A 14,894-nucleotide genomic window follows, 5' to 3' on the forward strand; every position below is an offset into this window, starting at 1 on the left:
TCCCCTGGAAGGCATTTTCGCGTCCGAAGCTTCCGTTGACGCAGATGTCGAACGATACCCAGGATGGGTGGTGGCCCAGGTCGACGATAAGGAATCTGAATGAACGACGAGTCCGCTGCCATCGCCAGCTGGCTGTGCGAACGAATAGCCCTCTATGTGGACTGCGAGGCGGGTGAGATCGCCGCTGACGCACCTCTGGTGGAACTCGGTGTCGACTCTGTGTACGTCCTGGGGATCACGAGCGAAATCCAGGACCGTTATGGGATCGATGTGGACCCCTCCGCGATCTGGGAGCACTCCACGGTGTCTGATCTCTCCACGTACTTGCACAAGTGCCTGGGCGAGCGATGACGGTCGCCGAACCACTGGCGACCTACGCGGCTGCCGCAGATCTCGAACGCCTGATCGCTCAGGCTGGCGCGCCGATGTCGGTGGATGCGCTGGTTGAGGCCGATGAGCAGGACCGCTTCCCGGACGCCGCTCTCGCCATCGTCCGGGACTGGGGGTTCGGGGATCTGCTCGTCCCGCGTGACCAGGGCGGACGGCTCGTCTCTTATGAGCAGTTGTTCGCGGCCTTTCGGGCGTTGTCCCGTCGCGATGCCAGGCTCGCCGTCTACTACGGAAGCACGCTTCTGGCCGCCAATCCGGTGTGGCTCTGGGGTGATGAGGCGCAGCGACGTCGGCTCGCGCACATGCTCCGCGCCGGTGCTTGCGGCACGTTCGCGATGTCGGAGGCCGACCACGGCAGCGACCTGATCAATTGCGAGATGCGGGCGCGACGTGAGGGCGATCACTTCGTTCTGCACGGAACGAAGTGGCTGGTGGGCAACGCCAACCGCGGCTCCTTTCTCACGCTTTACGCGCGCACTGGTTCTCATGCCTTCTCGCTTCTCTTCCTGGACAAGGCTGCGCTGCCCGAAGGCCGATGGGAGCCGCTCGACAGCGTTCGGACGCTGGGACTGCGGGGTCACGACCTCTCGGGGATCACCTTCTCCGACTGCCCGGTGCCTGCCGAGGCGCTCGTGGGCAGAGAAGGCTCCGGTGCCGCGAAGGTTCTCAAGACTCTCCAGCTCACTCGGACCCTCATCGGTGGATTGGCGATGGGAGGTCTCGACACAGCCCTGCGGATCGCGCTGCGTCATGCGCAGGGTCGGGTGCTCTACGGAGCGCCGATCACGGAGATCTCCGTGATCAGGGGCGTTCTCCTCGACGCCTACCTTGACCTGCTCATTGGCGAGTGCACGACGATCCCGGTCACCAGAGCGATCTCCGCGGCCCCGGGCCGTGTGAGCCTCTGGTCGGCCATCGTTAAGTACCTGGTGCCGGTGATCTGCGAGGAAGCCGTCGCGAGCCTGGCCACCGTCCTCAGCGCGCGACGATATCTGCGATCGGAGACGGACTACCGGCACTTCCAGAAGATCGAGCGGGACATCTCCATCGCCGGCATCTTCGAGGGGACGACGCAGGTCAACCTGGCTGGGATCGCTGCGCAACTGCCTCAGGCGGTCGGTGGAGGGGAGCGTGACCACGACCGGGACGACGAACTGCTGCGCCACCTGTTCGCCTTGGGCTCACAACCGCGCCCGTGGCTTCCGGCCGGATCCGATCTGCGCCTGACCAACGGCGCTGACGACGAGCTCACCGCGGGCTGGCCCCGATACACCAAGAGTGTCGTAGAGCTGATGGAAGCACGTGACTCGGCTCTCGCCGGTGAACTGAAGGCGCTTCTCGATCAGCTCGACCAGACGCGGGCCCGGATGCTCAAAGACCTCCCCGCGATCACCGATAACCGGTCGCGCCGTCTCCGGGCGCACGCCTTCACCGTGGCCCGTACGAACGCACTGCTTCATGCGGCCGGATCCGTCATGGTCACCTGGCTGTACGCCGAGGACGGGCTGTCCGAGGAATTCCGTGACGGCATGTGGGTCGTGCTCTGCCTGGACCGGATCGTGCGGAGGCTCCAAACCGACCATGCTCGCAACGAGCGCCTGATGACGGCGGGGTTCGAGCTGATGTGCCGACAAGCGGAGGCGGGCGAGCTCTTCTCTCTGATGCCCATGCCTGTGGCCGAGTAGCGAGCTCGCCCTTCGACCCGGGCGAAGGGCGAGTCGGCACCTCAGAGGCGGCGCTCGACGATCCCGTCCTTCTGCCAGGCTCGTACGGTGTGACCGACGAAGAGTGCCTGGTCGCGTCGAGCCGTCGCCGCCCGCCCGGCGAGCTCGGTGGCGATCTCTTCAGCGCTCTTGCCGTCGACCAGGCTCCACAGAATCGCCGTGTCCTGATCGAACTGGTAGACGAGGTCGACCCCGACCATCAGCCCGATCCCGCCGGCCCAGCGCACGGGCGTGTAGAACGGGTTACGCGTGTAGCCTTCGCCGGCGTTCCTGAAGGGTGCCAGCGCTGGTGCGGCTTGTTCCCCGGCGTTGACCAGCGTCTGGGAGAGCAGGTGGCTCGCCACTGTCATCCGCAGGCGCACCAGGCGTTCGATCTCTGATCGTTCGGCCGCGTCGGCGGGCTGTCCGAAGAGCAGGTGGCCATGCTCGTTGAGGATGCTCACCAGGGACGGATGGCGCGTCATGCGACGGTGGAAGAACTTGTGCCCGACGTAGAGGTCGTCGAGCCCGGCGAGCGCTGCTTCGATCGCCATCCGAACCCCGTCCTCTGTGGCGGACAGGGCGGGTCAGCCAGAGCCTCGGCGACCGTCGACCTGCCGATTCCGTCGATGCCCACGAGCGCGATGTCGAATGCCACACCGGTCACAGGCTCTCGCCGACCAGGACGATCCGGCGGGCGTCCAGCACGTCGCCCGCGCCGTCCAGGACGACCTCCGCAGGAACAGGGCGGCTGAGGAAACCAAGCAGGCTGGCCGTCAGTCCGTACGCGCCGACGTTCGGGATCTCCAGGACATCGCCGACGTCGGGAATGGGGATGTTCGCCGACCGGCTCAGAATGTCGAGCGGAGTGCAGAGCGGTCCCACGAGGCTCAGCCGGTCGGCTCGAGTCTCGACGGCGGCGGGGCCGATCGGCTGGGCGTCAGGGGTGAGGATGCGTCCTAGCCCGGACATCCCGCCGAGGGCGTTGACACCTACGTCGAGGACGACGTAGATGATGCCGGGATGCGGTTTGACGTCGAGCACGCTTGTCAGCAGCGTCCCGCAACCGCCCACCAGGTAGCGGCCGGACTCGAAGGCGATCTCCGGCCGCCCTGAGCGCCACTCCGGCAGACTCTGGTCGAGTGCGGCTTCGAGCGCGCGTCGCAGGTCCGGGTAGGCGGGCCGGGATCCGACGCGGGCGTATGGAGCCGCGAAGCCGCCGCCGATGTCGATGAGACGACCGCTCTTCCCCGCCTCGCGCAACACTTCGGCTGCTGTCGTGATGCTGAGCTGGAACTCCGCGATGAGGCCGTCTGGGTCGGCGATGTTGGTCGCAGGGAAGATGTGCACGCCCACCAGGTTGAGCGAGGTGCTGTCGCCGGTGGTGCGCAGGATGTCGACGGCGGTCTCAGGCGACATCCCGAACTGGGTAGCGGCGCCGGTCATTCGCAGGCCGGTCACGTTGCTGGCCGCCTGAACGCCGTTGAGCCGCAGCAGCACGTCGAGTCCGACGGCGTGCTGGGACGCGACGCGCTCCAGCCGGTCGAGGTCGATCCGAGACTCCACCGAGAAGGTCCTGACGCCGCGCCGTACAGCGTCACCGAGCTCTTCCGCGCTCTTGCCCGGACCGGTCATGAGGCAACGCTCGGGCGCCTGCCCTGCGGAGAGCGCGGCGGTCAGCTCAGCGGCTGAGCTGACCTCGCAGTGCAAACCTTGGCGGACGAGTTCCGCGATCACCACAGGGTGTGGGTTCGCCTTGACGGAGTAGTAGAGCCTCGCCTGCTCCGGGAGTTGCCCGCGTAACTGCATGGCCGCGGCGCTCACGTCGGCGAGGCGGTAGATGTAGAGGGGGCTGCCGTACCGATCAACCAGGTCGTTCACTCTGCCGCCACCAGACTAGTGCTGAGCTGGACTTTGTCGATCTTGCCGCTTGTGGTTCGTGGCAAGGTCGATACGACAAGGCAGCGGTCGGGGACCTTCGCCGACCCGATCCGGTCCGCGATCTCCTTCATGACCTGCTCGGCGCGTAGCGCGGAGTCGACCCAGAGGACGCATTCCCGCCGTGGCCCCACCAGGGCGGCCGCCGCTTCCAAGACTTCGGGGATGTCGAGTGCTGCGGCCTCCACCTCGCTGAGGCTGGTCCGAACCCCGTGGCGCTTGAAGATGTCGTCCTTGCGGCCGACGAATGTGAGCGCGCCGTCAGTGTCGAGGAAGCCGTAGTCGCCGGTGCGCAGCATCCGCTCGCCCGTGGCGGGATCGATGGGAAATCGCTGCTCGGATGCCGCCTGGTCACCCCAATAGCCATCCATGACGTGCGGCCCGTGAACGGTGATCTCGCCGGTCTCTCCCGCAGGGAGAGGTTCGCCGTGCGCCTTATGCGACGCAGGCGTCCGGTCGACGGAGTGGGCATCTCGCCAGATCCGCGGGCGGGCATGGGGACGACCTGCGAGGGAGAAACCGCGCGCTCCCTGCCGGCCGCACAGGTCTGGCATACCCCCAACGCCACTCGGAGCGATGGGCATGGTGAACCCGTCGCGGCCGTCGACGACTGGGTGGGTGGCCGTGGAGGTGCGGTTGCTACCAAAGTCGGGCGAGTTCCTCGGGTTCGAGGTCGTTGCCGCGCACCGTGTCCGCGAGTTCTGATTCACCGGGGGATTCCGCCGAATCTTGAGCCCGTCACGTGAAGACTCTTATCAGAGTGTTGACTTTTCCTGACAAGTTCCTTCATGATCAACCGGTCTTGTCGTCGATTGTAAGGAGCCCTGTGAGGCAACTGTCATCGGCTGTGCTCGTCACCGTCACCTTGGCGAGCGTCACCACCGCGCAACAGTTACCCGCCGCAGCCAGCCCCAACCCGGTCCCAGCTTTGTTCACCCAAAAGCCCCCACCAGCCGGGGAGATTCTCGGCGCCTCCACCGAGAACCGGCGCGTCACCAGAACTCCCGAGGGCCGCCTCGTCATCGAGACCTGGACACAGCCCGTACGGGTGCGACGCGACAACGCATGGCAGTGGATCGACCCGACCCTGGTCGAATCAGCCGGCACACTACGCCCCAAGATCACCGCCACCGACGTCGCCTTCTCTGCCGGCGGCGCGAGACAGCCTTTGGCCACCCTGAACGTCCCGGACCGCGGACAGATCATCTTCTCCTGGCCCGACCCACTCGGCAAACCCACCGTCACCGGCAACAAGGCCGCCTACCCCGATGCCGCCGGCCCCGGCTCGTCCTTGGTCGTGACGGCCCTGGCCACCGGCTTCCGCTGGGAGATCGTGCTGAACTCCCGCCCGGCAAAGACCGACTTCACCTTCCCACTGCAGGCGCCGGGCCTGACCGTCAAGCCGGGAACCAACGGCGCCGCCACCGTGCTGGACCCCGGCGGCCGGGAAATCGCCCGATCCACCCCCGTCGCCCTGCGCTCGGCGAACGGCAAGCAGCGGGTGATCTCCGCGAGCGCTACCGCCAAGGCCCTGTCCGTCCGGCCCGAGTCCGCCTTCCTCGCCGACCCGCAGACCACCTACCCCGTCGCCATCGGCGCGACCGTGGGTACCGCCGCAACCAGGGACGTCGACATCACCGACGAGGGCAACCCGGCCAACCCCGGCTCGTCCACTCTCACCGCTGGCGGCATCTTCGGTATTCGCAACCGCTCCTACCTCAGGTTCGACGACACTGCGCTCACCGGGCAGAACATCGTCGACGCCAAGCTCACCCTGACCAACACCGACGGCCCCGGATGCGGCGAAACCGTCAACGGCATCCAAGTGCGTCGCGTGACCGGCCGGTGGGACGCCAGCACGATCACCTGGAACACCGCTCCCGCCTCCACCACCGAGGGTGCGCAAACGATCAAACAGTCGTATGGCCCCGACTGTGACATGGGCCCGCTCGACTGGCCGATCACCGATATCGCCAAGTCATGGGCAGCGGGCGAACCCAACTACGGCGTCGTGCTCCAGGCACCCGACGAGACCCTCGACGACGACGACTTCCGCGTGCTGGCCTCATCCGAATACGGCATGCCCAACCTGACTCCGAAGATCACGGTCACAGCCGTACCCGCCCCTCGGCCCACCGTCGTGAGCCCAGCAGGGCCGGACGGCGTCGAAGTCTTCACTGCTCCCGCTGCATGGAAGCTGGACACTCTGCCTGTCTCCAGCGTCAACACCCATGCGCTGAGCGGCGCCAGTGATCGGGCCCAGGCGAACGCGCCCCTGCTCGCCCCGCCGTACTTCGACCCCGAGACCGGCCAGGTCGTCGCCCCGGCCACCACAGCGGGCAAGGATCTCGCGGGTCAGGCTCTGTCCGGTATCGCCTACGCCAACGGCGAGGCCGACGAGACGATCCCGGGCGACTTCGAGAATGAGGACTCACCAGCCGCCCACGCATTGCCGCTCGCTCCGCTGGAAACGAACTACTCGGTCGCCCCGCACGTGGTCGAGGTGGCCAACAGCTACCAGAAGCTTGACAGCATCCTCGACGAAGTGCTTGACCTCGACGAGACGGTCCCCGCCGGGACCGAGCTGTTCGCCACGCATCTGTGGCCTGAGCGTAATCTCGTGGTTGTGCAGTCCACAGACGCCTCCCCCGGGCTACGCAAAGCGCTGGCGGACAGGTATGGGACCTACAGTGTGGCGATCTGGCTGCGCACGGACGCCGATCGGCTCGACCTGATCGACGACCAGCAAAGCCAGAGCGCCGCCACTGACAATCGCCAGGTGGACACCGGTAAGGTCAATGGTGGATCCCTCTTCGCCTCGCCCGCGACGGGCGACGGCAGGGAGTGCACCACGGGATTCGCGATGGGCTCGGCGGCCGACAAGCTGATGGTGAGCGCTGGACACTGCACCGCTGGCGCTAACCAGATGACGTCCATCGGCACCGTCAAGTGGGACAACCACACCGACGGAGTCGGCACCGTGAAACTGCCCGGCCAGCCGACTTACTACGGCGACCTCACGTTGATCAACACGTTGTTCCGGGAGACCTCCCCGACCATTTTCGTCGGTGACCAGAATTCCTCTCTGAAGCGTTGGGTAGGCGGACGATACTCCGTCCCCGCCAAGGAAGGCGACCAGTACTGCACGGGTGGAATCACCTCAGGGCAAATCTGCCGATGGAAGGTCACCGACCTCGGCTGGAAGATCGAAAATAAGGAAAGCGGGGCGAAGACCCGCTGGCTTCAGATGGGCAAGAAGGCCGGCAGATGCGTCAACGGCGGCGACTCGGGCGGGCCGGTCTACACCTTCAGGTCTGACGGTTACGTCGTGGCGAAAGGCATCACCGCCGTCTCCAACGCGAAGACTGAGCCAATTCTGGATGTGTGCGTACACGGCTTCACTGACTTCCACGATGTGATGAAGGCCGTCGGAAAGGACATCTACAAGAAATGATCAAGTTCTGCGCGCGGCGGTGGGGCTCAGCCCTGACTCTTGTCGTGTTCGCCTCCGCCTGCGCGCAGGACCCGGGTAGACCCTTCGATGCACCGATCTCGGTCGTCGAAGGGGCACCCGGACAGTCCTCACTCATCGTGCACGCCGATGGATCCGGGCATGAAGGCATTGTCTGCACGGTGGTCGAACAGAGTGAGGCGGTTGAATCGGCTGCCACTGTCACGGTCAAGGTGACCCTCAGGTCGACCTGCCAGGAAACGGGAGAACTCGTCGCCGGATACGGTGTCGACCATGCCGTACCCATCTCGTTGAAATCGCCGCTCGGTCACCGGAAGGTCCTGACCTCGTCGGGGCGAGAGGCACGGGTCTGTCGCCCGTCTGGAAAGACTTGGATGGAAACGTACCGCCGATGCCTCGCAAACAGGTAGGACGCGGGTTATGCCCCATGAGTTGGGCGTGGCGAGGCTCGGCCTCGATGCACCGTGCGAGGATGCCGGCTGCCGGATCAGGCCGAGCTCGGAGACGCCGACTTCTCCAAGGCGTTGATGACCGGAGCCATCCTCGGCCGAGAACCCTCTACGCCGAACGCCGATCAGCGGGCACAGCACGACCGCTGACGGATGGGGTGCCAGTACGAAGGCCTCGGACTGCCGTAGCTTCGGGAGTCCGAGGACAAGGAAGCGTCACGCCATCCGGCTCGCCTTTGCGCTTATCAGGAGGCCCAGTTGGCGATGATGGCCCGCAGCGGCTCTTCCCAGTGGCGGGGGTTGATGGTGCCGTTGACGTCGAGCGGGGGTACTTCAGCCTGTGGGGCTCAAAAATAGGATTCGATGTCTGACCTGCGGATTCTTGGTGCGTTAGCTGGCGATCTGGTACTCGTTGACGAGACGGCCGAGTATGGGCTTGCGGTGGACCCGATGGATTGCCAGGTCGACTGGTGGTGGCGGTCCGGTTTCAGCTTGGGACGGGCTCAACTGTGCGCCTGCCGAAAATTACGCCCGTGCAGCTCAAGCGGCATGTGAGTATTCGTGGAGAATGCCGCCGAGCCGGTCACGTCGCCGGACGTTCAGGTCGATGACGCGTGCCGGTTCGGTGATCGGGTCGGGGACGGCGCGGAGTGGAGCCGCCTGGTCGAGGGCCTGGTGAGCGCGGTGCTCGTTGTAGAAGCGTTCGTACTCGGCCAGGGCGTGGCGTAGGTGGTGTTCGTTCCAGATCAGGCAGCGGTCCAGGAGTTCGCGGCGGCAGGTCTGCACCCATCGCTCCATGATGGAGTTCATGCGTGGCATCCGGATGCCGGTGAGTACGGTCTGGATACCAACGTCGGCGAGGATCTCGTTCACGAGTGCGGGGAACTTGCCGTCTCGGTCGCGGATCAGGAGCCGTGCCCGGCAGCGTGCGTCCTCCAGGTCCATGACGAGGTTCCTGATCGTCTGGCTGACCCAGGCGGCGGTGGGGTGGGCGGTGGTGCCGAGCACGCGGATGCGTCTGGTGGCGTGCTCGATGACGGCCAGGATGTACTGGCGCTGCCCGGTAAGCGTGACGGTTTCGATGAAGTCGCATGCCAGGAGCGCGTCAGCTTGTGATCGCAGGAAGTCGGCCCAGGTGGTGGAAGCTCGCTCGGGTGCAGGGTCGATACCTTCCCGCTGGAGGATCTCCCAGACCGTGGACGGCGCGACCTTGAGGCCGAGCGTGGCCAGCTCCCCATGCACGCGCCGATATCCCCAGGACGGATTCTCCCGGACCAGACGCAGCACGAGCGCGCGGATGGAGCGGACCGTGGGCGGACGTCCTCGTCGCTTCGGCCGGCAGGCCCGGGCATGCCGGCGTTTCACGATCTGGCGGTGCCAGCGCAGGATGGTGTCCGGGCGGACAACAAGCCGCAGCCTGCGCAGGAGCGCACGCGGCAGTGAGGACAGGAGCCCCGCCAGGAAGAAGCGGTCCTCGGGAGCGAACCTCACCCGCACATCGGCGCCCAACTGCCGTTCCAAGACCATGACCTGATGACGCAGAGCGAGAATCTCGACATCCTTGTCACGATCACTCATCGGTAGCAGCCGTAGCGCGACGAAGGCGTTCGTGACGGTCAGATAGGCCAGACGAAGAAGCACGAACGATCATCATGCCGCAACAATCCTCCTCCACTAACGAGTGGAGACCACCTATGCCGTCCGGGGCTTCGCAAGGCCCTCACCTGGTCGGACGGGATTATCGGCAGGCGCAGGGCCCCGGGCATACGGCGTCATCGTTGGGCACTGGGAGACACGCAATCTGGCGCTTTGTCGCACAGATCGGCATCAGCGGACACATTCGCCTATCAACGGATCTTGCTTCTAATCCGACGGTCGCGGACATCCGATCTATGCAAGTCATCAAGCGGCGATCGCTTCGCGGCTGCGGAAGGCGGCTTCCTCGTTGTAGGGCGTGCCCTTGTGGAGGCAGTGGTGTAGGCAGCCGAGCATGCGGTTGAAGGTGTTGCGCAGAGCGCTGGTGTGCCTGTCGCCTTTGGGTGCGTCGGTGGTCGTAGTGCGAACGAGCGCCGGGGGATCGCGGGGAGGCGAAGGCCCAGATGTAGCCGGCGGCAGCGAGGCGCCGGGCCGGGACCAGCCTTGGGCCTAGGGCCGGTGGGCCGACGGCTTCCCCATCGGCTTCGGCACGCAGCGCCGCCTCGTGTCGGCTGTCGTCGGCGAACGCATCGAGCTCGGCGTGCTCACGCGCGGCTTGGCCGCCGCGACCAGCGACGACGAGGCCGCGGTAGGGGGTTTGTCTTAGCGACACGATGGCGTGACCATCCGGCCGCGAGCCGGCATCCGATGCCACCGCCTATCAGCAGCGATGCGCGCCTACCCGCGATCACGCGTTTACCGAGCGTTCCCTGGTGAAAGCGTCTGCAGCGCGCACGACTTGGGCCCCGGAAGGCTTTCCGAGGCCCAAGTGTGTGTCCTACCAGGACGGCGCGCTCATCGGCGGCCCGCGTGCAGTTGTGTCACCTGCTCCGCGGTGAGCTCGTAGCTGTACAGACGGAAGTCGTCGATCAGGCCGTCGAACCTGGAGTCGCCCCAGCTCGTCCCGCCGAGGAAGTTGGCCGTGGTGTTACCGCCCACGCCCACGTCGCCGATGCTGATGGTGAAATCGTTGCGGGTGGCCTGGAGGACGCCGTTGAAGTAGATCTTCCCGACTGAGCCGTTCTGCGTGAACGTCACATGCGTCCACGTATTGCGTGGCAGGTCTTTGCCTGCTCCCAGCAGGAGCCGTTCCTGGGTGGCCACCCCAGGGGCCTTGAAGGTGGCGCCGAAGCCGGTGGTTCCGCCGGTCGTGGCTGACTGGAGCAGGAAGAAGGTGTCCGTGCTGCTGCCGATCTGGACCAGTGGCACCCAGTTCGGCAGTGTGTCGGGACGGGCCCAGAAGGACACGGTGAACTGGTTGGTCAGGCCTGCCTCGATGTTGTCGGGGAGCCGGACCTCGTTGCCGGAGGTCGCCGCGCCGCCGGGCAGGCTCACCGCGGGGCCGTGGCGACCGGCCGTGCTCCACGACGTAGTACCCAGCAACGTCGCCGCCCCGATCGACGACTTCGCGCCGGTGTTCGCGGCGGCGGTGCCCGTGCCTTCGTCGAAGGTGTAGCGGACGGAGACGCCTTCGTTGTACATGCCCGCGACGTCCGCCGCGGTCAGGGTGGAGGTGTACAACCGGACGTCGTCGATCAGGCCGTCGAAGGCCGCGTCGGGATATCCGTTGCGGCCCAGCCAGTTGTTGGTCGTCGGGCCGACCTCGGTCATGCCGACGGTCAGGTCGGTACGCGTCGCGATGACCTGGCCGTTGAGGTACAGCGTGCCGATCGGGCCCTGGCGGGTGAAGGCGACGTGGTTCCACTGGTTGGCGACCACGTCCTGCGCCGGGCTGGCGTGGACCCTCTCCTCGGGGCCGGTCTTGCCCTTGAAGGTGACGGCGAGCCCGGTGCTCCCGCTCGCCTGGGTCTGCATCTGGATCTGGTAGTAGCTTCCGGCCGAGCCGAGCCCGTCACCGAGGTGGAACAGGCCGGTCCAGTTGTTCTTCACGTCGGGGCGTACCCAGAGCGCGGTGGAGAAGTTCGCCGCGCCCTGGAGCAGGTTGTCCGGCAGGTCCACCGCGTTGGCGGTGCTGCCGCCGGGCAGGTTGACCGCCTTGCCGAGCACGCCGTTGGCGGACCAGCCCGTGGTTCCGGTCAGAGCGGCGGCGCCGACCGCGCCTGCCGTACCGGTGTTGGCGGCGGTGGTACCCGTGCCCTCTTCGAACTCGTACCGGATCGGGATGCCGGTGGCCGGCGGCGGTGGGTTGTCGCCCACGATCACCAGATCGTCGATCATCAGGCCGCCGGCGGTCCCTCGCAGGGTGAGCACCTGGGAGGCCGTCGCGGCGGTGAAGGTGCCGACGTACGTGCCGTAGGCGGCGGTCGACGGCAGGGCTGTGGTGGCGGTGAGCGTCGCGTTCAGGTTGCCGATCGACAGCGTGCCTGTCGCCGCGGCGCTCCCGGACGTCCGGGCGTCGCGGGCGTAACGCAGCGAGATCCGGTAGGTGCTTCCAGGGGTGAGATCGCTGACCGTGCGGCTGAGGTTGCCCGAGCCGCCCAGAGCGAGCTGGTATCCCGTGTAGCCGAGGCCGCCCTGACCGGTGGCGTTGCCGCGCACGAGCTGGACCTGGCTCGTCACGGCCCAGGGAACCATCCGGGAGTTGCCGGGGGCGACGTCGACCGTGGCCGGGGGGTTGTTGGTACGCCACTCGGCGGGCAGGCGCGGGTACTCGAACTGGTCCACCACCCGCGGGTTCAACTGGGTCATGATCACCGAAGGGTCGATCTTCACGATCTTCGCGACCGACGGGGTGCCGGTGTTGTCCCAGACGAACAGCATGTACGACCCGGGCGGGGCGTAGTTGCCGTTGAGCGGCGAGGTGATGCTCACCGTGCCACCGGACTGGCTGAACGCGAGGTCCTGGAAGTTCTGGTCGTTGTTGAACCCGTGCGTCACGGAGCCGTTGCGGACCAGCGTGACCCGGGAGACCGTACCGGTCGCGGTGATCTGGAAGGTGCCGTTGTAACCGATCTTCTGCGGGGCGGCGCTGATCACCGGTCGCGGAGCGGCCTGGTCCCCGTTGAACAGGTACCCCGGCGAGTAGTACTCCACGTCCGTGTAGTTGCGCGGGCCGGGAGCGCCGCCGCCGCCGACCATCACGCGGCCGTCGGGCAGCAGCAGAGCGGTGGAGTGGTAGAGCCGGGCCCGCTCGTGCGGAAGGACGACCTCGGTCCAGTTGCCGGTAACCGGGTCCCAGATCTCCGGGTTGGTGACGTATCCGCCGTTGCCGTTGTTCTCCCGGCCGCCGCCGGTGACCAGCACCCTGCCATCGGGCAGGAGCGTCGAGGTCGCCCAGTGGCGCTGGTACTTCATCGGCTTGGTCGCGGTGATGACCGGGTTGGCGGTGCCGCCGGTGATGTCGACGACGAAGCCGGCACGGGCGCCGTCCGGACCGCCGCCGTTGGCCCACCAGCCGCCGCCGACCTGGAGGATCTTGCCGGGGCGGAACATCGTGGCCGTGGAGGTGGCGCCGACCGGGTTGCCGTTGGCGCCCTGACTGGCGATGTTCGCCGGCAGCGTGCCACGCAGGGTCAGCTGGCCGGTGCCGCCGTTGCCGGCGGGGTTCAGCTCGAACATCTGCGTGCCGCTGATGTTGAACAGCGTGCCGGTCGTCGGGGCGACGAACGCGCGCGGGTACCACCAGCGGTTCTCGTCCGCGCCCGCGTGGTCGGTGCCGCCGTCACCGTAGGCGGCCGGGCTCCTGGCGCCGTCGAGCTTCTTCCAGCCCGAGCCCTGTTCCGGGGTGTAGATCTCCGGAGTGAGGACACCGCGCCCGCCGGGCCCGCCGGTGAGGCTTCCACCCTGGACGACGATGTCGCCGTTGGGCATGGTGGTGCCCGTCGGGTACCACCGGGGGAAGTTCATGGGCGCCTCGTTCTGCAGCCCGTTGTTGGTGGTGTAGCTCGTGACGCCGATCGCGCCGTCGTTGGGCGCGTTCCCGCCCATGCCGTCGTCGCCGCCGACCGTCATGGTGGAGTGGTCGTGCGGGCTCTGCACCTGCATGGCGCAGAACAGATCGGTGTAGGTGGTGTTCGGGAGGATGCCGCTGCGCAGGTTGGCCAGCGTGCGCGGGGTGGCCGGGTTCCAGATGTCGACCTCCATCTGGCCGCCCTGGGTGACCGAGTCGTTGCCGGTCCAGTCGTAGGGCGTGGTGTCGTTCCCCCAGCCGCCGACGCTCCCGAACGACTGCACCCTGCCGTCAGAGGTCAGCGCCATGTTGATCGGGACCAGCGGCCAGGGCGTGACGCCGCTCCAGGCGCCGGCCTGGTCCTTCACCGGCGGCGAGCAGTCCGCGGCCAGCAGCTTGGCGGCGTAGGCCAGACCGTTCTTCATCTGGGCGCGCATGTACGCCTCGCCGTAGGCGGTGCCCTCGTGCCCCATGGAGGTGTACCAGGACCGGCCGGAGTCGATCTGCTGGCACCAGGTGACCGGGTGCATGGAGCCCTGCCGGCCCATGCCGTACGAGGTCTCGTCGGCCTCGATCAGGGTGCGCACCCAGGGAGCCGGGTTGACGACCCAGTCGTACCACTCGTCGCTGCGGGTGAGGCTGGCCGTCACGCCCTGCGTGAGCGGATGGCTGGTGTTCGTCACGAACACGCGGCCAGGCCGTACCCCCGGGTTCTCCGGGTGCCCTTCGGAGACGGCGCCGACGAGGCGGGCGTAGAACGAGTTGACGTCGTGCTCGCTCTCGCCGACCGACCAGCCGGTGTAGTGCAGCCCCATGAATCCGCCGCCGCCACGGATGTAGCTTTCGAGCGCGGCGCGCTGTGCCGCGTCGAACAGCACACCACCGGTCTGGGCGAAGACCACGGTGTCACGGATGGCGAGGTTGGCGGTGTTGAAGGCCGCCGGGTCGTCGGTCTCCTGGATGTCGACCGGCTGGCCGTACTGGGTGCCGAGCTGGGTGGCCAGGTCGCGTACGGCCTGCCGTGCCTGCACGTGGGAGGCGTGGAAGTTGGACTTGTAGAACAGCAGGATGCTGAGCCGCCCGTCGTTGTCTGGGGCGGCGAGGGCTGGGGCCGCGGAGACCGTCAACCCGGCTAGGGCGACCAGCAACGCGACGAACGCCGCGGTGGTCGGGCTGGATAAGAGGCGGGGCACTTTCATGGGGATCCTTGAGGCAGACGGGGGGGGTGGCGGAGGTGGGCTAACCACCACGGCGCCCCGAAGTTATGCCGAAAGGAATGCATCGTCAAGAACTGGGTCCACCTACATGAACGTGTTTATTGCTGAGTTTCTATATGTGAACTGCTGGCGGTATAAACGAAATAGGCCCGCCGGAGCTCTTCCGGGGGCCTACATCGT

At 66.9% G+C, this 14,894-nt stretch carries 9 protein-coding genes; 3 read left to right on the top strand and 6 right to left on the bottom strand.

Annotated features, from left to right (window positions below):
* Positions 1–99 precede the first annotated feature (99 nt).
* Positions 100–351: an acyl carrier protein gene (locus ACIBG7_RS33995; protein WP_397338841.1), complete on the top strand. Its 252-nt coding sequence runs from the start codon at positions 100–102 to the stop codon at positions 349–351.
* Positions 348–2,075, top strand: coding sequence for an acyl-CoA dehydrogenase family protein (locus ACIBG7_RS34000; protein WP_397338842.1), 1,728 nt, complete (start codon positions 348–350; stop codon positions 2,073–2,075). The genes ACIBG7_RS33995 and ACIBG7_RS34000 overlap by 4 nt, the downstream gene beginning before the upstream one ends.
* Before the next feature lie 41 nt (positions 2,076–2,116).
* Here the strand turns inward: ACIBG7_RS34000 and ACIBG7_RS34005 are convergent, their stop codons facing one another.
* From ACIBG7_RS34005 to ACIBG7_RS34015, 3 genes are all read right to left on the bottom strand, one after another.
* Entirely contained in the window at positions 2,117–2,647 is a 531-nt protein-coding gene (locus ACIBG7_RS34005) for a hypothetical protein (protein WP_397338843.1), read from the bottom strand.
* Positions 2,648–2,756: 109 nt separating this feature from the next.
* A complete protein-coding gene (locus ACIBG7_RS34010) occupies positions 2,757–3,974 on the bottom strand; it encodes a type III PLP-dependent enzyme (protein WP_397338844.1) in 1,218 nt (405 codons plus the stop codon).
* A complete protein-coding gene (locus tag ACIBG7_RS34015; RefSeq protein WP_397338845.1) occupies positions 3,971–4,402 on the bottom strand; it encodes a hypothetical protein in 432 nt (143 codons plus the stop codon). The genes ACIBG7_RS34010 and ACIBG7_RS34015 overlap by 4 nt, the downstream gene beginning before the upstream one ends.
* Before the next feature lie 476 nt (positions 4,403–4,878).
* Between ACIBG7_RS34015 and ACIBG7_RS34020 the strand changes: the two genes are divergently transcribed.
* Positions 4,879–7,485, top strand: coding sequence for a DNRLRE domain-containing protein (locus ACIBG7_RS34020; RefSeq protein ID WP_397338846.1), 2,607 nt, complete (start codon positions 4,879–4,881; stop codon positions 7,483–7,485).
* Positions 7,486–7,613: 128 nt separating this feature from the next.
* Here ACIBG7_RS34020 and ACIBG7_RS34025 read toward each other — a convergent pair whose 3' ends face one another.
* The 3 genes from ACIBG7_RS34025 to ACIBG7_RS34035 form a co-directional block, all read right to left on the bottom strand.
* Positions 7,614–7,814, bottom strand: a complete 201-nt coding sequence (locus tag ACIBG7_RS34025; RefSeq protein WP_397338847.1) for a hypothetical protein — start codon at positions 7,812–7,814, stop codon at positions 7,614–7,616.
* A gap of 678 nt (positions 7,815–8,492) precedes the next feature.
* Positions 8,493–9,593, bottom strand: a complete 1,101-nt coding sequence (locus ACIBG7_RS34030) for an integrase core domain-containing protein (RefSeq protein WP_397338848.1) — start codon at positions 9,591–9,593, stop codon at positions 8,493–8,495.
* An 849-nt stretch (positions 9,594–10,442) separates the two neighbouring features.
* A complete protein-coding gene (locus ACIBG7_RS34035; protein WP_397338849.1) occupies positions 10,443–14,696 on the bottom strand; it encodes a LamG-like jellyroll fold domain-containing protein in 4,254 nt (1,417 codons plus the stop codon).
* Between the last annotated feature and the right edge of the window lie 198 nt (positions 14,697–14,894).

Source organism: Nonomuraea sp. NPDC050328 (assembly GCF_044459405.1).
In the GTDB taxonomy this organism is placed as follows: domain Bacteria; phylum Actinomycetota; class Actinomycetes; order Streptosporangiales; family Streptosporangiaceae; genus Nonomuraea.

Excerpts from the sequence above, each read along its gene's own strand:
- ACIBG7_RS34035 (WP_397338849.1), bottom strand. The coding sequence starts at position 14,696 with ATGAAAGTGCCCCGCCTCTTATCCAGCCCGACCACCGCGGCGTTCGTC.
- ACIBG7_RS34015 (WP_397338845.1), bottom strand. The coding sequence starts at position 4,402 with ATGGATGGCTATTGGGGTGACCAGGCGGCATCCGAGCAGCGATTTCCC.
- ACIBG7_RS34005 (WP_397338843.1), bottom strand. The coding sequence starts at position 2,647 with ATGGCGATCGAAGCAGCGCTCGCCGGGCTCGACGACCTCTACGTCGGG.
- ACIBG7_RS33995 (WP_397338841.1), top strand. The coding sequence starts at position 100 with ATGAACGACGAGTCCGCTGCCATCGCCAGCTGGCTGTGCGAACGAATA.
- ACIBG7_RS34000 (WP_397338842.1), top strand. The coding sequence starts at position 348 with ATGACGGTCGCCGAACCACTGGCGACCTACGCGGCTGCCGCAGATCTC.